20 protein-coding genes and 1 pseudogene are annotated in these 15,540 nt (G+C 63.7%); 6 read left to right on the top strand and 15 right to left on the bottom strand.

Going from position 1 to position 15,540, the window contains the following annotated elements:
* Window positions 1-20: 20 nt before the first annotated feature.
* From OG203_RS25820 to OG203_RS25865, 10 genes are all read right to left on the bottom strand, one after another.
* Window positions 21-536 (bottom strand): hypothetical protein, encoded by a 516-nt coding sequence (locus OG203_RS25820; protein ID WP_405159851.1) that lies wholly within the window; start codon window positions 534-536, stop codon window positions 21-23.
* Window positions 537-1,057: 521 nt separating this feature from the next.
* A complete protein-coding gene (locus OG203_RS25825) occupies window positions 1,058-1,669 on the bottom strand; it encodes a DNA cytosine methyltransferase (RefSeq protein WP_405159852.1) in 612 nt (203 codons plus the stop codon).
* A 46-nt stretch (window positions 1,670-1,715) separates the two neighbouring features.
* The gene (locus OG203_RS25830; RefSeq protein ID WP_405159853.1) at window positions 1,716-2,000 is read right to left on the bottom strand and encodes an HNH endonuclease; all 285 of its coding nucleotides are present in this window, start codon (window positions 1,998-2,000) and stop codon (window positions 1,716-1,718) included.
* Window positions 1,900-2,328 (bottom strand): hypothetical protein, encoded by a 429-nt coding sequence (locus tag OG203_RS25835; RefSeq protein ID WP_405168202.1) that lies wholly within the window; start codon window positions 2,326-2,328, stop codon window positions 1,900-1,902. Before OG203_RS25835 ends, OG203_RS25830 begins: the two co-directional genes overlap by 101 nt.
* Entirely contained in the window at window positions 2,325-2,531 is a 207-nt protein-coding gene (locus tag OG203_RS25840; protein WP_405159854.1) for a hypothetical protein, read from the bottom strand. Before OG203_RS25840 ends, OG203_RS25835 begins: the two co-directional genes overlap by 4 nt.
* 383 nt (window positions 2,532-2,914) lie before the next feature.
* Window positions 2,915-3,565 carry a hypothetical protein gene (locus OG203_RS25845; protein WP_405159855.1) on the bottom strand — a complete coding sequence of 217 codons (651 nt, stop codon included), beginning with the start codon at window positions 3,563-3,565 and terminating at the stop codon, window positions 2,915-2,917.
* The gene (locus OG203_RS25850) at window positions 3,562-4,311 is read right to left on the bottom strand and encodes a hypothetical protein (protein WP_405159856.1); all 750 of its coding nucleotides are present in this window, start codon (window positions 4,309-4,311) and stop codon (window positions 3,562-3,564) included. The genes OG203_RS25845 and OG203_RS25850 overlap by 4 nt, the downstream gene beginning before the upstream one ends.
* Window positions 4,312-5,038: 727 nt before the next feature.
* Window positions 5,039-5,770 carry a WhiB family transcriptional regulator gene (locus tag OG203_RS25855; RefSeq protein WP_405159857.1) on the bottom strand — a complete coding sequence of 244 codons (732 nt, stop codon included), beginning with the start codon at window positions 5,768-5,770 and terminating at the stop codon, window positions 5,039-5,041.
* A complete protein-coding gene (locus OG203_RS25860) occupies window positions 5,730-5,918 on the bottom strand; it encodes a hypothetical protein (RefSeq protein ID WP_405159858.1) in 189 nt (62 codons plus the stop codon). Before OG203_RS25860 ends, OG203_RS25855 begins: the two co-directional genes overlap by 41 nt.
* A 451-nt stretch (window positions 5,919-6,369) precedes the next feature.
* Complete coding sequence (locus tag OG203_RS25865) at window positions 6,370-6,804, bottom strand: hypothetical protein (protein WP_405159859.1); 435 nt, start codon at window positions 6,802-6,804, stop codon at window positions 6,370-6,372.
* 1,173 nt (window positions 6,805-7,977) lie between these two features.
* Between OG203_RS25865 and OG203_RS25870 the strand changes: the two are divergent.
* The 3 genes and pseudogenes from OG203_RS25870 to OG203_RS25880 all read left to right on the top strand — a co-directional run.
* Window positions 7,978-8,469, top strand: a pseudogene (locus tag OG203_RS25870) (ATP-binding cassette domain-containing protein); the annotation flags it as partial.
* Between the two features lie 91 nt (window positions 8,470-8,560).
* Window positions 8,561-9,769 (top strand): NAD(P)/FAD-dependent oxidoreductase, encoded by a 1,209-nt coding sequence (locus OG203_RS25875; protein WP_405159860.1) that lies wholly within the window; start codon window positions 8,561-8,563, stop codon window positions 9,767-9,769.
* A 76-nt stretch (window positions 9,770-9,845) separates the two neighbouring features.
* A complete protein-coding gene (locus tag OG203_RS25880) occupies window positions 9,846-10,037 on the top strand; it encodes a hypothetical protein (protein ID WP_405159861.1) in 192 nt (63 codons plus the stop codon).
* Between the two features lie 4 nt (window positions 10,038-10,041).
* Here OG203_RS25880 and OG203_RS25885 read toward each other — a convergent pair whose 3' ends face one another.
* The 3 genes from OG203_RS25885 to OG203_RS25895 are packed head-to-tail and all read right to left on the bottom strand — an operon-like array spanning window position 10,042 to window position 10,801.
* A complete protein-coding gene (locus OG203_RS25885; RefSeq protein WP_405159862.1) occupies window positions 10,042-10,308 on the bottom strand; it encodes an alpha/beta hydrolase in 267 nt (88 codons plus the stop codon).
* On the bottom strand, window positions 10,275-10,484 hold the full coding sequence (locus OG203_RS25890) for a hypothetical protein (RefSeq protein WP_405159863.1): 210 nt from the start codon (window positions 10,482-10,484) through the stop codon (window positions 10,275-10,277). Before OG203_RS25890 ends, OG203_RS25885 begins: the two co-directional genes overlap by 34 nt.
* On the bottom strand, window positions 10,481-10,801 hold the full coding sequence (locus OG203_RS25895) for a hypothetical protein (protein ID WP_405159864.1): 321 nt from the start codon (window positions 10,799-10,801) through the stop codon (window positions 10,481-10,483). Before OG203_RS25895 ends, OG203_RS25890 begins: the two co-directional genes overlap by 4 nt.
* 304 nt (window positions 10,802-11,105) lie before the next feature.
* Between OG203_RS25895 and OG203_RS25900 the strand changes: the two genes are divergently transcribed.
* The 3 genes from OG203_RS25900 (at window position 11,106) to OG203_RS25910 (ending at window position 12,796) form a co-directional block, all read left to right on the top strand.
* Window positions 11,106-12,059, top strand: coding sequence for a helix-turn-helix domain-containing protein (locus OG203_RS25900; RefSeq protein ID WP_405159865.1), 954 nt, complete (start codon window positions 11,106-11,108; stop codon window positions 12,057-12,059).
* Window positions 12,060-12,113: 54 nt separating this feature from the next.
* Complete coding sequence (locus OG203_RS25905; RefSeq protein ID WP_405159866.1) at window positions 12,114-12,341, top strand: DUF397 domain-containing protein; 228 nt, start codon at window positions 12,114-12,116, stop codon at window positions 12,339-12,341.
* A 257-nt stretch (window positions 12,342-12,598) separates the two neighbouring features.
* Window positions 12,599-12,796 (top strand): hypothetical protein, encoded by a 198-nt coding sequence (locus OG203_RS25910; protein ID WP_405159867.1) that lies wholly within the window; start codon window positions 12,599-12,601, stop codon window positions 12,794-12,796.
* A 41-nt stretch (window positions 12,797-12,837) separates the two neighbouring features.
* On the opposite strand, the gene OG203_RS25915 is transcribed toward OG203_RS25910, so the two are convergent.
* Window positions 12,838-13,584 (bottom strand): succinate dehydrogenase/fumarate reductase iron-sulfur subunit, encoded by a 747-nt coding sequence (locus OG203_RS25915; protein ID WP_405159868.1) that lies wholly within the window; start codon window positions 13,582-13,584, stop codon window positions 12,838-12,840.
* Window positions 13,585-13,586: 2 nt separating this feature from the next.
* Window positions 13,587-15,527: a fumarate reductase/succinate dehydrogenase flavoprotein subunit gene (locus OG203_RS25920; RefSeq protein WP_405159869.1), complete on the bottom strand. Its 1,941-nt coding sequence runs from the start codon at window positions 15,525-15,527 to the stop codon at window positions 13,587-13,589.
* Window positions 15,528-15,540: the final 13 nt, after the last annotated feature.

The following is a 15,540-nucleotide window of genomic DNA, read 5'->3' on the forward strand; positions in this document are numbered from 1 at the left end:
TCAGATGATCAGTCCGTAGGTCACTCGACTACGGCGGGACGGCCTGATTCGACCCAAGCTTGGTAATCCTCTTCGCTGTATCCGAAGCTCTGTGACCAGATATTGCCAGCACGGCGATCAATCGCCGTCGTCAGCGTCTGTATCACTCCAAGATAGAATACTGCGAATGGCCTTTGAATAACCGGACCGAATCCCCTGCTTCGCTTCGCGTCATCAAATGACGGCACGTTGCGCCAAACACCCTCGAAGTTGCGCCGAAATACTTCGCCCACAAACCTGTGGAATTGGTCGGCCAAGTCGCGATTCTCCGGCTGATCGACTGATGCGGGAGTGGGAAACAATTCAAGTGCGGCTTTCTCGGCCAGCCGCAACCCTTCGGCCGACCATGGATTATTCGGCATATCGGGCACAGTCTCGTTCAAGAATCGGTCGATCTGCCTGTCCATGTCGCCAAGCCACGCCAGCCAGCGGGGGTCTTGCTGGTCCCGCTCCAATTGCTGGAGTTCTACTTTCGTGTACGGCCTATCTCCACCCATGAGCACCCCTCGCGTAGGTCAGAACAGGATAGTGTCCCGCGTGCGAGGTCAACATACAAGCTGGTTACGACAAGGTCCGTCCGGTCCGCTTCGACGCTGGGGCCAGGCGGAACCACTCAGCCAGGGCCTAGCTGGTCGGATCGCACGCAATCATCGTGCGCAGCCATCGAATTGCCTTTGCTGCCTGCTGGGGCACTACGCCGTTCCCGAGTAGGTGCAACTTGCCGTAGTACGGCAAGCCGATTGCCGAGTCGGTCACCCATCCGTCGGGGAGGCCCATCATCCACTCAACGCACCGAGCGGACAGGCGGGGCCTTCCGAGTCGGTTGGGTTCTCCGATCCAGGGTGCCGGACGTGTGAGACGTTCCCAGCGCTGCACAGCGGGCAGGAACTCACCCCAATCGTCTTCGCTACGTCGATCAATCTCACCTGGTGTTTCTGGTGGATACGGAGCGCCACCGGTCGGCCCCCGCCCACCGCTTCGCTCGCTGCTGGTGTCGGGAGTAGACGCAGTTCCTTCGTCATGCTTGCTGGCTCCTGTCGTCGGCGAAGGGATGGCCCAAGGCAAATGGGAGCTGATCACCGTGAGCTGTGGATGCTCGCGCCTGTGTTGGGCTGGGCCGTCGCCAGTTCGGGAGTTCGCTGCCATCGGGGTCGGTAACAGCGATGAAGAGTCGGTCTCGTCGATGGGGTGCGCCGATGTCGGATGCTCGTACAGACACCCATTGCGCAGATAGCCCGATCTGGGCAAGGTCGCCGAGTACCGTGTCGAACCCTTTGCTTCGGTGTCCGGCGACGTTCTCCAGCAGAGTGAGGCGTGGTCGTAGAACGCGAATGGCTTCGTAGACGAAGGGCCAGAGGTGTCGGGGGTCATCTTCTCCCTTTCGTCGGCCCGAGGTCGAGAACGGCTGGCACGGGTATCCGGCGGTCAGAATGTCGATCGGCGGGACTGAATGCCAGTCGATCTTTTTGATATTGCCGAGATTCGGAACCTCGGGCACTCGGTGTTCGAGTAGCCGGATAGCGTTGCGGTCGATGTCGGCAACCCAGGCGAGTTCGGTATCGGCGAGTTCGGATTCCAGGGCGATGTCGAGGCCGAGGTAGCCCGAACAGAGGCTTCCGATTCGGAGCATTGTCACCTGTATTCAGTTGTGGGGGTGCATCTTTGACACGTAGATGTCAACCGAGCGCGCCGGGGTGCTTCTCACGTGGGCGGTGTTTGGTCGGCGGAGGTGTGCGGCACTGGTAGTTCCACCAGGCGTTGCAAGGTGGGCAGGCTGCGCGCAGATTGGCCGGATTGTTTGTGCCGCCGCGTGATACGGGAATGATGTGGTCGACCTCGCCAGCGCGGGTCAGGCAGCCGTCAGCGCGGATCTGGCACAGGTGGGCGTCCCTGTTCAGGATCGCCCGGCGCACGGTCGACGGGAGGTTCGGGCGTGGGTTCCTGGTGTGCCAGCGGTGCATTGGTCACCTGCTTCGCGGCGTCGGCTCCGGTGTGCCCGCGCAGGATGAGCGCCACGACTTCGCGGGCGTCTTCGAATCTCTCGTGAGCGAGCGCTGCGAGGATTTCGGTGATGCGACCTGTCGGGTCGAGTCCGTTCGGATCTGTCGCGCGAATCCCTTTGTCGTAGAGGGATTGTGCGACGCGTAGCGGTTCGGGGAATTCGAAGCGAATCGGTGGCATCGCGTTCTTGGAGGGAACGTCGATGATGCGCAGCGCATCGGCCAGGGCTTGGACTTCCGGCGTGGACTGCGGGGCTTGGGCGGCTTGGGCGAACTCTTGGGGGTTCACGCGACCGCTTCCCAGGCCAGGCCGTGACCGAGTCGCCGATACAGCCGTCCGCCGTGATCGCTGATGTGGGTTTCGGCGTCCTCGCGAGTGGTGAACTCGTGCAGTGGCGGGACGCCGTTCCGGTCGATTGCGGCCCAGCCCTTTTGGCCGGGTTCGGTCAGCGAGTGTTTGAGCGCGTCCAGTCGCGGATCGGTCAGCGTCATCGACACGGGTTCCTTATTCAGTTGTGTGTTCGGTTGCGGTGGCTTCCCTGTCGGGTCTCGAACCCGTTGCCGTCCGAAAGTTACGGGCAGGGAACGCTATTCAGTTGTGGGTGGCGGAGGGGGATCCGCACACAATTAACGCTATCGGGTGGGTGGTCCAAACCGCGTGATCTGCTGTTTTTCGTTCTTATCCCGAAGTGTTCGATCAAGGGAGTCAGTGCGGTAAACGCGTTGTCCGTCCTGCCAGGTCCACATCAGGCCGCCTTCAAGTCGCCAGCGCTTCAAGGTCCGCGCTTGTCGGTCGATGCGTCGGCAGGCTGCCGGTTCTGGTAGCCAGGCCGGGCCGCCGTACAGGGTTGGGAACGCGGTTCGATATGCGAGGGTCATGGTTCACCGCCTTGTTCGTCGGGGCATTCGGGTGCTGACAGCGGCCAGCGATTGAGGTGCCGGGCGCGTACGTCCATTAGGTCGGTCAGCATTTCGCCTACCCAGTCGTGTTCTTCGATGCGGTCGAGCCGCGCGGCGATCCACGCCGAGGTCTTCACGACTGGTTCGAGGTTGCCGCCGCTGGCAAGTCCGCGGACTCTGCCGCGTACGCGGTGGACAGGTCCCGGGATTGGGTCGAGTCCGGCGACGGCGGCCCAGTACGCCAGTGCTTCGAGTTCGAGGTCCGCGGCGTCGATGGCTACGACATCGCAGGGCGGGCGGGAACCGAGTGGTGCTCGGCTTGTCGGGTTGTCGAATTCTGTTGCGGTCGCCGAATTCGCGCACAGGCGCAACCACGCCACAACATCGGGTGTCTGGTCGATGATCGAGGCGAACAGGGCCGAGTGGTCGCCGCACAGATGGCTGTTTGGCTGGTGGGTGGCGTGCCGGTCGTGCAGGTCGATGGTTGTCTCGGTGCCGTGTGCGACCAGCAGCCGGCCATTGAGTGAGTACTGTTCTCCTGCTGCTCGATGGCGTAGATGCGGCAAGACGCAGTGGTCCACGATGTTGGACTCCTTACGGCATTGAGTGATTGGAAGGCTGGTCACGCCGTGTTCTCCTGGCGGGCAAGGTAATTCATTGATGCCGCGATCCATTGCGTGTGGGTGATGTGCAGACCGGCTACGTTCTCGTCCGCGTAGCAGGTGTGGCGGCCGCCCTTGAGATAGCCGTGGGCATCGCGTAGCGCCTCGCGCAGGCGCCGGAATTCCTCGAATGCGTTCCACGGTCGGCGGGCCGCGTTCTGCCACGTCTGGCTACGAAGAGTCGCAATGGCGTTGTCGAGCCAGGGAGCCAGGTGCGGCGACATCGCCGGGGTGAAGTCGGCGATATCGCGCAGCAGGGAGTCCGTTGGGGCGCAGGTGATTACATCGCCGGGTGCGGAAAGCCAGTGGACGAGTCCGGCGCGGTCGATGGCTCCGGCCAGTCCGCTGCCGCCTGGGTCGAGCAGGCCGATATAGCGGCCAGCGGGCCGGTGCGGATCAGCGAGAAGGTACGTGCGGGCCACGTTGGGGTGGTGGGTGAATGCGCCAGCCACGGCTGCGCCCTGGGAATAGCCGACCAGGTACACCGGACGTTCGGCCCGCTCGATCGCCGTCCGGGTGGCCTGCACGCCTGCGGCCTTGGATTCGGCGTAGCTGCGGTGGCGGCCGTAGTCGGCTGGATAGGCGATGTTCTGGGGGCGCAGTCTGCTGGTGTCAAGTCGGCGGGCCACGTCGCCGAGGAGGCCGTATTGATCGGGGGAGGCATGTTCGGAACTCGCCCAGGTGCCTTCGACCATGAGTACTTCGCGCATGAATTTCGTTCCGTTCGATGAAGGATGCCGCAGGGGCGATCGGGCTACCACGGAGGGAGCGGAAGGGAGCGTGAGGGCAGGGCGTACCCCGTACCGCATGAGGTACGGGTGTCCACCACGTCAGTCGTTTCGGTCGGATCAGTTGGTGTGCACGCGGCCACGGGCATTACTCGTGAGGCCGCCGGGACTGGGAACCTGCGGGCGTCCGGTACGCCTGCCACGGCGTTCCCGTCCGAGTCCGCCTTTACCGGGTCGGACGCTCGCATCGGATGGGTTGCTGTGGCCCCTCTAACGGGCGACGACTCCGCGGGCTAGGCGGATCACCCGAATGAACCTCGGGCGCACTGGTTACGTTCGCTCATTCGATGTAGGCGTCACCCCATCGCGTAAGCGGTGCCCATCCGGCACCGGATGGCAGGTGCACGGCTCCGCGATCAGAGCGACATTCGGCGCATCGCCACACTTCTCCCGTTGGCATTCGCGGAACGCGGGCTCGAGGGTGAAATGGGCGACGGCACGACGGGCAATGCGGCCCGGGATGAGCCCGCGCTGAATTGCCCTGTCGTAGCGTCGATTCCGTGGAATACACGCGGCGGACGGTAGTACTAGTGTCCGATCGAATGGATAGGTCGATCTCGGCGAGGGCAGCAGCATTGATGCCGTACGACATCCGGCTGCGGCGCGGACCGCAAGGCAGGCCGCGCCGCAGATGTGGGGTGTTCGGCGATCAGGATTCGCGAGAGCGGCCGCGCCGTCGTGCGTCACGCTCCACCCAGAGGCAGGACCGACACGTTCCGGTTGATGCTCGGCCGACACGTACTACGCCGCCGAGCCGGCCTTTGGCTCCGAACTCGCGTCGACACTTGGTGCAATGCGTGTGCTCGGTCTTCGGTGTCTCGCCGTGGCGCCGCCGGTGAGCGCGATAGTGGTATCCGCACCGGCCTCCAGGACCTTCGCGTACCCAGCCCGGCTTTGGCGGTTCGTCGCGGTGCAGCATCGGCCGATGGCAGTCGATGCACCGTCGAGCGGTACTGGAATCGGTATGTGCTTCCGGGCCAGAAACGACGCCGCGATGGGGCCGCCAATAGCGCTGTCGGCCAATGCCCAGGGGGACCCCACCACGAACGACGTGCGACTGCCCGATGACATCGGGCGACTTGTTCTCGCCCTCCAGAACCCCCAGTATCCGCGATACCTCGATCGGAATCAGCGCGTCGCGCAAACACTCGGACCTGACCGGGCATCCTTCACACAACGCCTGAGCCGCCTCGTGTTTTCGGCCACGAGGAAGGTTCGCTACCAAATACTTGGCGGGGTCATCGCCTGCGCACTTGGCGAATGCTCGCCAGCTCACGACTGACTCTTCTTTGGCTCGGCGTACACCGCGCCTGCCCAGCCTTCGGACCTGGCCCGGAGCCTTACCACTCCACCCCGCCGTACACGATCTCCAGGTAGGCATCAGCGTTCTTGGTCGCCGTGGACCAGGTGACGCGTTTGTCCTGCCAGAATTGGATTTCGCGTAACCACAACACCTCTTTGCCGCGCAGGCCGTAACCCCGCATCACCAAATGGATTCCGGCTTCGGCTCGGTAATCCCAAGTCGCCACCTCCGAAATTGGAACGCCGCTTCTAACTGCGGCGCACCCGATCAGGCACGACGGGCGCGGCCCGTCTGGTCCGACTTCGATGTATAAGCAACACTCTTCCGAGAACTCGAACCACGGAGGCAATAGCGGTGGCTCGAGAGGCGGTCGATAGCAGTAATCGGGTTGTTCAGCAACTAAGTCGCGGACTGCCCGCACGATCTTGCCCAGATCGGGTGTGGGTGCCGCTTCTGATGAACTTGCGTTAATGTCAGGTCTCCTGTTTCGGGCATAGCTGTCCCACAGTCGATTTCAGAGAATTGGCCTCGATGCCGCTAACGGCCCGACTGAATAATCCCGGCGATGCGCTGGCGCTGCTCCTCGCTCAGTGGCGGAGCCGAGGCAACGAGTTGGCGAACGTGCCGACGTATCCGCTCGGTAGCTGTGTCCGGCAGGATGTCGGTCGCTGGGCTGCTCACCGCATCAGGGCATCACGTAGGCGGTTCAGCCCCTCCGGGGTCACCCGGACAACCGCGTCCCTGTTGTCGCGAACCGGGCTGGCCAGGACAAGAGCGCCCAGAGGGGCCGCCGTCGGAACGTTGCGTTCGTCCACCCAACCGAGCTGGTACAACCGCGACTTGAGGCGATGCTGGCCGATGTCGAGCCCGTTGCGCTGCAACAGCTCCGCGGCCTCCCGAAGCGTGTACGTCTCCGGCTCTCGACCGGACTGCCTGGACGACTCGGAATCGCAGACCCGGCCCTCCTCCCCGGCACCGCCGCAGTCCTGCGCGAGGGTCGAGCAAAGTAGTTCAACCAGCACCAACGACGTAATCGTCAGCTCTGTGATCCTGGCATTTATCTGCGCGTACTGCTTTAAGGGAATGGTGATGGTACTGTCTACCGCTGGCATAGCTTTCTTTCGTCCGATTGGGTAATCGTCTTCGTCGAGGATCGCGTTGTCGCTGGCTTGGCGGGTGTTCCAGCACCTGCCAAGCCTTTTACCTTTGCATTACTTTTCCCTCCACTGCACTCGGCATGGCGGCAACTGCCGCATGGGGCTGCCCTGAGTAGGGCGGACTGTGATCGTCCAGGCTTTTCTTTCTCGACTAGAACCTTTCGTACGTCGATCTTTAGATCAGCCGAGAGAAACACCAGCAATTGCGCCGAGGGGGTCCCCGCAAAGGATCTTCGAACAGTCGAGAAATCTAGCTGCGAGCGTTCGGCCAACTCTGTTGCGGAGTTAATCCCTACTCTTTTTAGTAGTGGCATCAGCAGCTCTCTTTCGAGAACGTGGTACTTCATTCCCTCCCTCTCCGATTCGGTGATTGATTTCTTCCATGATCAACTTGACTGGTCAAGTGCCCATCTGGGTGGGAATACGGAAACAGCCAGGTCAGCGCCGGTATGAGTGTGCAGATATGCGCACTTTGTGAGGTTCCGTCGGATCGAACCCCCACCCGCGCATGGCTAATAGTTGGCAATCAATCTGCGTCTGTGCGTCCACATCTTTGCGACAGCTGTTGCAAAGATGTGGCAGAAACATGGCATACCCTCCCCTTCAAACGTAGACGCAACAGTCGCGAGTGGCGACACGCCTACCCGCGAACATTCCATCGTAAACCTTCCAACTGACATTAGTCAGTTTGGGCCTGCTGTCACCACTCGGTCAGTACCTCGCATGACCGGCGGGTCGTACGACCTGCGCAGGAGCTAGATTCACGGATCGAAACTCTGGTACCGGAGTTTCGGTCTGGTTCGAATATCATTTTCGGGGCTGCGGTCTGATCTCTCGCCGAGACGTTCAAATCGAGGCCTTGGTTCCGTGACCTTGCATACGGGGATTATCGCTTTGACTTCCACATGGAATCGTTGCCGATTAGTAACATGTCATGCGTAATGCATGACTACGACCTGCGGAAACTATCGGTCCAAGTTGTGACGATTGCAAACACGGATGCACGTGCAGTCGGTCATGGCCGATGGTAGTAGCCTGGAATGTGAGTGTGGTCACGTCTAAGGCTCGCGTGCGGCCCTGCGGCCTGGTCCGGGCCTTGGCAGGCAGAGATGTCATAAGTACGCTTTCGGGCACCTGTTCCACGACACCATCCGCGCGAACCTGCTGCTCGCCAGGCCGGAGGCGCAGGAGGCGGAACTGTGGGACGCGTTGCACCGGGCCCGGTTGCGTGAGCTGGTCGAATCGCTGTCCGACGGCCTGGACACCGTGGTCGGCGAACGCGGCTATCGCCTCTCCGGCGGCGAACGCCAGCGGCTCACCATCGCCCGTCTGCTGCTCAAGCAGCCGCGCGTGGTCATCCTCGACGAAGCCACCGCCTCGCTCGACTCCACCTCGGAAGCCGCGGTTCAGGAAGCACTCTCGGAGGCACTGGAAGGGCGGACCGCACTGGTGATCGCACACCGGCTGTCCACCATTCGGGCGGCCGACCTGATCCTGGTGATGGAGGACGGCCGAATCATCGAGCGCGGCACACACACTCAGCTATTGGCCGCCGAAGGCCGTTACGCCGAGCTGTACCGCACCCAGTTCGCGGACGAACCGGCCACCGCCGCCGCGTGACACACCGCCTCGGCCAGCGGCGTTGCCGAGGTAGCCACGCGTATGTTCTTCCTGCGGTCGAAGTACACGTGCGATGAGCGAAAGGTAGGTAATGGCGGTCGAGCAGCCAAGAACGGCCGAGGTCGTGGTGATCGGCGGCGGCATCGTCGGCGTATCGACCGCCCTGCAATTGGCGAAGCGGGGGATCCGCGACGTCGTCGTGGTCGAGCGCAAGCAACTCGGCGCCGGCGCGACCGGGAAATCGGGCGCCCTCGTTCGCTGCCACTACGCGAATGTGCCGGAGGCCCGCCTCGCCTTCGAGAGCTTGCGCATCTTCCGCGACTGGGACAACGAGATCGGCGCGGGCTCACCTGGCTTCGATCCGGTCGGCTTCCTTCGCCTCGTGCCACCGCGCGACGAACCGTCGTTGCGCGCCAATGTCGCGGCGCAGCAGGCGATCGGGATCGAAACCGGCGTCGTCACCGCCGATGAGCTGCGCGCGATCGAACCGCTCATCCAATCCGACGACCTGACCGTCGCGGCGTTCGAGCCGAATTCCGGTGTCGCCGACCCCAACGGCGCGCTCTACGGTCTCGCCGAGGCCGCGACCGCACTCGGTGTGACGATCCTGACCGAGACGCCCGCAACCGAGATCGTGACCCGCGGCGACCGCGTCACCGGCGTGGCCACCCCGGCGGGCGTGATCTCGACGGGGACCGTCGTCCTCGCGGCCGGTGCCTGGTCCGATCAGCTGCTTCGCCCGCTCGGCCTCGACTTCGGCCTGGTCCCGGTGCGCACCCAGGTGGTCATCTTCCGCTGGCCTGCGACCGTCGACCAGGGACGCAAGCATCGGGTAGTCGTCGACTCGACACGGGGCTCCTGGTTTCGGCCAGAGGGAAGCGCCGGGACGCTGGTCGGCCTCGGCTCGGCGGCCCGCCCGACCAACCCGGAAGAGGTCGACGAAACCATCGAGCCGTCGGCCATCGCTCGCGCACGAGGCGCGATGGCACACCGCTTTCCCGGCTTCGCCGCGGCCACGATGCGCGGCGGCTGGGCTGGCACCTATATGCGCAGCCCGGACGGCCACCCCATCATCGATCAGGTCCCCTCGGTGCCGGGCCTCTGGGTGATGACCGGCGACAGCGGCACCTCGTTCAAGACCGCGCCCGCGATCGGCGTCTGCCTGGCCGAATGGATCACCGACGGTGCGCCGAAACTGGTCGATCTCACGCCGTTCCGGTCCGCCCGAATCCTCGACGACCAATTCTGGATCGACGACAACCCCTACACCGACGCCGCCGATCTAACCGTCTCGCGCTAACCGACACGCCGATCCGTAATCCGGTGTGACTCCGCGGTATTCGCGTTGCCTACGTCTTGGAGGGGTGTGCTCGTCGATGGACGCCGACGACCGTGCGAAATCAACCGAACCGTGGCATCCCGCCGATATCTGGCGCGGCTGGATCAACGGATCGCTGATCGCCGACCTGCTACAGGACATCGCCGACAATGCCGCGGCGACCGATGACGCCGCGGTCCATGTCGCTCGAGACATCGCGGCAATGGATCCGCCAGGCTCCCAACGCTGATCGCCTATTCGGCCGCCTGATCGGCGTAGGTCGTGTCCTCGGCAGGCAGCGTCCCCTCGCCGAAATAGGTGTTGATCGCGGCATTCACGCAGGTGCTGAGCTTCGGCCGAAATGTCATGTGAATACGCACATCCTGGAGGGTGACCAGCCGCGCATCAGAACTTCGCCTCTCCCGCACCTCATCGCGCAGAGAACGGTAACGGATCGGCCGGGTTTCGGTCAGGTGGCGAGATTTCCTCAGTACGGCAGCGCGCGTTGGTCGAGCACGCATCTGCCCGCCTCGACCAGCGTCGCCCGTGCTCGCCGCCGCACCCGGCACCGGTCGACGGTGCAGTCGATGTGCAATTGCATTGCCGCATGGGCCTGTTCGACGTTCAGTACGCCGGGATCGGCGCCGCAGGCCAGCATGGCTGCCACATGCATGTTCAGGTTGGTGAGCTGCATCATGCGGCCCCGACCGGGTGCGCGCCGACGGCCAAGCGAGGTCGGGTCGGGGCGGGGCGCTCCTCGTCCCAGTCGGACTTCCGCACGGCCATCCCGACCGCCTCCAGCGCGGTCAGCCCGACTTCGTCGGCAAGCTCGCCGACCAGATCGAGCAGCGACGGCACCACCTCGGCAACCCGCAGCGCGGCAACGGCCTGCGCGCACGTCAGGGTGCGGCCGGGCAGGTAGGAAACCACCCAGCTCCCGTGTCCGACGCTGCGCGCTCGATGCGCGGTGAGATCGCTGGTCATCAAGGACGACGCAATGACATGTACAGCCATGACTCCTCGTTCCTGCGGACGACTCTTGCTGAGTGCACGGAGGTTTCGCGACGCCGACGCCGAGGAGGGCGTCCGATCCGTCCGGGCATACTTCCAGCACACCATTGACGCGTGCACGAAACAACGCCCGCGATGGATATCCAAAGATTTCGCGCGAATTCCCAGCACGAAAACCAGCCGGGAGGGGAGGATTCTCCATAGTGGACGAAAGAGTCCGCTGCCCAAGCGAAGTGACGGGGAACCGAGCTTGCTGGTTGCCCCCGGAAAATCACCGTGTGCAGCCGAACACAGAACGGAGCGTGCTGTGTCAGCGAGTTCGGCAGGAGCGTCAGCGAGTTCGGAGCGAGCGCCGGGATGGTCCGACAAACCGACCGGTCCCGAGAGCGCCGCGTCCACCCTACCGCGCAGACAGCTAGGCCGGTATCTCCGTGATTGGCGCACCCAGGCTGGGCTGACCATTGCCGAGGCCTCGCGGCTGATGGAATGGGGCGCAAGCACTTTGCAGCGTCTGGAGAAGGGGCAGGCCGATCGCATCCGCACCATCGACATCCAGGAGCTATGTCGCATCTACGGCATCCCCGACGAGCTGGCCGACGGCCTCAAGGGTCTGGCCCAGCAGGCCGCGGTCAAGAGCTGGTGGCATGCCTACGGCGACCTGATCCCCGAAAACTTCGATGTCTACGTCGGTTTGGAGGCATCGGCCCAGCAACTGAGTTCCTACCACTCGGAACTGGTGCTGGGTCTGCTGCAGACGGCGGATTACGCCAGGGCCCTGCATCGTCTCGGCTATCCGGACGATTCCGAGTCTGAGTTGGAGCGGCGCGTGCAGTTGCGGTTGCAGCGGCAGGCGTTGATCACCAGGAAGACCTCCCCCGCGACGGTTGCCGTGGTGTTGCACGAGTCGGTGCTGCGCCGCGTGGTCGGCGGCGTGAAAGTGATGGCGGCACAGCTACGACATCTCGCTGATTTGAGTACCAGCGACAATGTCTCGGTGCGCATTCTGCCGTTCACGGCGGGCATTCCGCTGGGGGATGCGACGGGCCCGTTCACCGTGCTGGAGTTCGGTACCGACGGAAAGGGCCTGCCGGTGGAGCCGCCGGTGGTGTATGTGGAGGGTTTCACCGGCGATCTCTATCTGGAGCGACCGGTCGATGTGCGGCGGTACCATCGGGCACACGAGTGCCTTCAGCGCGCCGCGCTCGATATCCAGAACAGTAGGCAGCTGCTTCGGCAGGTGGCGAAGGAGTTCGCGGCATAAGTTATCGAACTTATTGGTACGCAATGATTTACGAACAGCGAAGGAGTACTTGTTGTGAGTATCAATGGCAATGCGAATGTCGACCTGTCCGGAGCCGCCTGGCGCAAGGCGGGCGAGGGCGCCGGCAACGACAGCGTGGAGGTCGCGCTGCTGGCCGAGGGCCACATCGGCCTGCGCGACGGCAAGAACCCGGACGGACCGGTGCTGGTCTTCACACCAGCCGAGTGGTCCGCGTTCACCGCAGGCGTGCACGACGGGGAATTCGACCGCCCGGAGAAGTAGTCACGAAGCCCGGCGCGCGTACGAACGCGCGCCGGGCTGACGGGGCATTACGCGGCAGGACAACTGATTTCGTGCGGGTAACTCACCGGGAATGCCCAAGACTTGTCGCGCACACGACCGCCGGTCGCCAACGTTACTGTTAGCGGCACTCGAGTCTGCTGAATACGCGGAGAGGCGGCGGAGCAAGGTCACGAAACGGGGCAGATCGGGCAACGAAACAGGTTTCGCGGATAATTCATTTGGGTAGTTAAGTATTTGTGGACCGTGGGCTCAAAGGTTCCCACTCCCGGTACAAGAAATTGCGACCTGGGGATTGGGTCGAATGGCTGATCGTCACGTTGCTGTTTGCGGTGACGACGGTCGGCCTGTTCATCCTCACCGGTTCACTGGTGTCATCGGTGTTCATCGGCGTGCTCGTGGGAGTCGTCGCCGTCGGTGTGGTTGCGATGTTGTAAAGCGACCCCCGGCCGAGTAGTCCCGGCCGGAGGTCACCTCGTCAACGACGAAACAGCTTGTTGCCCAACCAGACCAGCGGATCGTATTTATGATCCGCCACGCGCTCCTTCATCGGGATCAGCGCGTTGTCGGTGATCTTGATGTGCTCGGGGCAGACCTCGGTGCAGCACTTGGTGATATTGCACAGTCCGAGCCCCTGCTCGTCCTGCGCCAGGTCGCGCCGATCGCCGACATCGAGCGGGTGCATTTCCAGCTCCGCGATCCGCATCAGAAATCGCGGCCCGGCGAACGAGGTCTTGTTCTCCTCGTGGTCACGCACCACGTGGCAGGTGTTCTGGCACAGGAAGCATTCGATGCACTTGCGGAACTCCTGCGAGCGCTCCACGTCGATCTGCTTCATCCGGTAGTCGCCCGGCTTGAGATCCGCCGGTGGCGTGAACGACGGTATCTCCCTTGCCTTCTGGTAGTTGAAGGACACGTCGGTGACCAAGTCCTTGATCACCGGGAAGGTGCGCATCGGGGTCACCGTGATGACCTCGGCCTCGGTGAAGGTTGACATCCGCGTCATGCAGAGCAGGCGCGGGCGCCCGTTCACCTCGGCCGAACAGGAACCGCACTTGCCTGCCTTACAGTTCCAGCGCACCGCCAGATCGGGTGCCTGCGTGGCCTGCAGCCGGTGGATGATGTCGAGCACCACCTCGCCCTCGTTCACCGCGACGGTGAAGTCGTGCAGTTCGCCGCCCTCGAGGTCGCCGCGCCACACGCGGAATTTGGCGTCGTAACCCATCGCTACGCCTTTCCCTCTGTCGATTTCCCGGCCGCGGCCGGATGCCCGGCGGTTTCGGCCGGGGTGTAGTACTTCTCGAGCTCGCCGAGATCGAAGAGGGCGAGCAGCTCCGGCCGCATCGGGGTCTGATCCTTGGCCGTCACAGTGACATCGGGGATCGTCTCCCCCGCCGTGCTCGGATCCACCGAGCAGACCAGCAGCTTGTTGCGCCAGTCGGGATCCATCGCCGGGTGATCGTCGCGCGTGTGCCCGCCACGGCTCTCGGTGCGCAGCAGCGCGGCCTTCGCCACGCACTCGCTGACCAGCAGCATGTTCTCCATATCGAGCGCGAGGTGCCAGCCAGGATTGAACTGACGGTGGCCCTCGACGGTGACCTGCTTGAACCGGGCCCGAAGCTGGTCGAGCTTGGTCAGCGCCTCCTGCACCTCGTGCTCCTTGCGGATGATGCCGACCAGGTCGTTCATCGTCTGCTGCAGGTCGGTGTGCAGGGTGTACGGGTTCTCGCCGCTGCCATCGGACGGCGGATCGAACGGTGCGAGTGCGACTTTCGCGGCCGCGGTGATGTCCGCGTCGGTAATCGACGGACGCTCTTGGAGCTGCTCGACGTAGGCGGCGGCACCGAGCCCGGCCCGGCGACCGAACACCAGCAGGTCCGACAGCGAGTTGCCGCCGAGCCGGTTGGAACCGTGCATGCCGCCGGAACACTCACCGGCGGCGAACAAGCCGGGCACCGTCGCCGCCCCGGTATCGGGATCGACCTCGACCCCGCCCATCACGTAGTGACAGGTCGGGCCGACCTCCATCGGTTCCGCCGTAATGTCAACGTCCGCAAGTTCTTTGAACTGATGGTGCATCGACGGCAGGCGGCGCTTGATCTCGTCGGCGGGCATCCGCGAGGCGATATCGAGGAAGACGCCGCCGTGCGGTGTGCCGCGACCTGCCTTGACCTCCTCGTTGATCGCGCGCGCGACCTCGTCGCGAGGCAGCAGGTCAGGGGTTCGGCGCGCGGAATCGTTGTCGCGCAACCACTGATCGGCCTCCTCCTCGGTTTCGGCGTACTGCCCCTTGAAGACCGGTGGAATGTAGTCGAACATGAACCGCTTGCCGTCGGTGTTCTTCAGCACCCCGCCGTCGCCGCGCACACCCTCGGTGACCAGGATGCCCTTGACGCTCGGCGGCCAGACCATGCCGGTCGGATGGAACTGCAGGAACTCCATGTTGATCAGCGTCGCCCCGGCCCGCAGCGCGAGCGCGTGGCCGTCGCCGGTGTACTCCCACGAATTCGAGGTCACCTTGTACGACTTGCCGATGCCGCCGGTCGCCAAAACCACGGCGGGCGTTTCGAACAGGATGAACCGGCCGGATTCGCGCCAGTAGCCGAACGCGCCGGAAATCCGGTCGCCGTCCTTCAGCAGTTCGGTGATGGTGCATTCGGAGAAGACCTTGATGCGCGACTCGTAATCGCCGGTCGCCGCGAAATCCTCCTGCTGCAGCGAGACGATCTTCTGCTGCATGGTTCGGATGATTTCCAGACCGGTGCGGTCACCGACATGCGCGAGCCTCGGATAGGTGTGGCCGCCGAAGTTGCGCTGGCTGATCCGGCCGTCGGCGGTCCGATCGAACAGTGCCCCATAGGTTTCCAGCTCCCACACCCGGTCGGGTGCCTCCTGGGCATGCAGTTCGGCCATGCGCCAGTTGTTCAGGAACTTGCCGCCACGCATCGTGTCCTTGAAATGCGTTTGCCAGTTGTCCTTTTCGTTGGCATTGCCCATCGACGCCGCGCAGCCGCCTTCGGCCATCACGGTGTGCGCCTTGCCGAACAAGGATTTGCACACCACCGCGACGGAGTGGCCGTGTTCTCTGGCCTCGATCACCGCGCGCAATCCTGCGCCACCGGCCCCGATGACGACGACGTCGTACTTGTGCCGTTCTACTTCTGGCATGGCCGCGAATACT

The organism is Nocardia sp. NBC_01499, from assembly GCF_045040275.1.
Lineage (GTDB): Bacteria > Actinomycetota > Actinomycetes > Mycobacteriales > Mycobacteriaceae > Nocardia.

What these genes read in the sequence shown, in the direction of transcription:
- OG203_RS25820 (WP_405159851.1), bottom strand. Translation starts at nt 536, where the DNA reads ATGGGTGGAGATAGGCCGTACACGAAAGTAGAACTCCAGCAATTGGAG.
- OG203_RS25825 (WP_405159852.1), bottom strand. Translation starts at nt 1,669, where the DNA reads ATGCTCCGAATCGGAAGCCTCTGTTCGGGCTACCTCGGCCTCGACATC.
- OG203_RS25830 (WP_405159853.1), bottom strand. Translation starts at nt 2,000, where the DNA reads ATGCACCGCTGGCACACCAGGAACCCACGCCCGAACCTCCCGTCGACC.
- OG203_RS25840 (WP_405159854.1), bottom strand. Translation starts at nt 2,531, where the DNA reads ATGACGCTGACCGATCCGCGACTGGACGCGCTCAAACACTCGCTGACC.
- OG203_RS25850 (WP_405159856.1), bottom strand. Translation starts at nt 4,311, where the DNA reads ATGCGCGAAGTACTCATGGTCGAAGGCACCTGGGCGAGTTCCGAACAT.
- OG203_RS25855 (WP_405159857.1), bottom strand. Translation starts at nt 5,770, where the DNA reads ATGCCTACCTGGAGATCGTGTACGGCGGGGTGGAGTGGTAAGGCTCCG.
- OG203_RS25865 (WP_405159859.1), bottom strand. Translation starts at nt 6,804, where the DNA reads ATGCCAGCGGTAGACAGTACCATCACCATTCCCTTAAAGCAGTACGCG.
- OG203_RS25875 (WP_405159860.1), top strand. Translation starts at nt 8,561, where the DNA reads ATGGCGGTCGAGCAGCCAAGAACGGCCGAGGTCGTGGTGATCGGCGGC.
- OG203_RS25880 (WP_405159861.1), top strand. Translation starts at nt 9,846, where the DNA reads ATGGACGCCGACGACCGTGCGAAATCAACCGAACCGTGGCATCCCGCC.
- OG203_RS25885 (WP_405159862.1), bottom strand. Translation starts at nt 10,308, where the DNA reads ATGCGTGCTCGACCAACGCGCGCTGCCGTACTGAGGAAATCTCGCCAC.
- OG203_RS25890 (WP_405159863.1), bottom strand. Translation starts at nt 10,484, where the DNA reads ATGATGCAGCTCACCAACCTGAACATGCATGTGGCAGCCATGCTGGCC.
- OG203_RS25895 (WP_405159864.1), bottom strand. Translation starts at nt 10,801, where the DNA reads ATGGCTGTACATGTCATTGCGTCGTCCTTGATGACCAGCGATCTCACC.
- OG203_RS25915 (WP_405159868.1), bottom strand. Translation starts at nt 13,584, where the DNA reads ATGGGTTACGACGCCAAATTCCGCGTGTGGCGCGGCGACCTCGAGGGC.
- OG203_RS25920 (WP_405159869.1), bottom strand. Translation starts at nt 15,527, where the DNA reads ATGCCAGAAGTAGAACGGCACAAGTACGACGTCGTCGTCATCGGGGCC.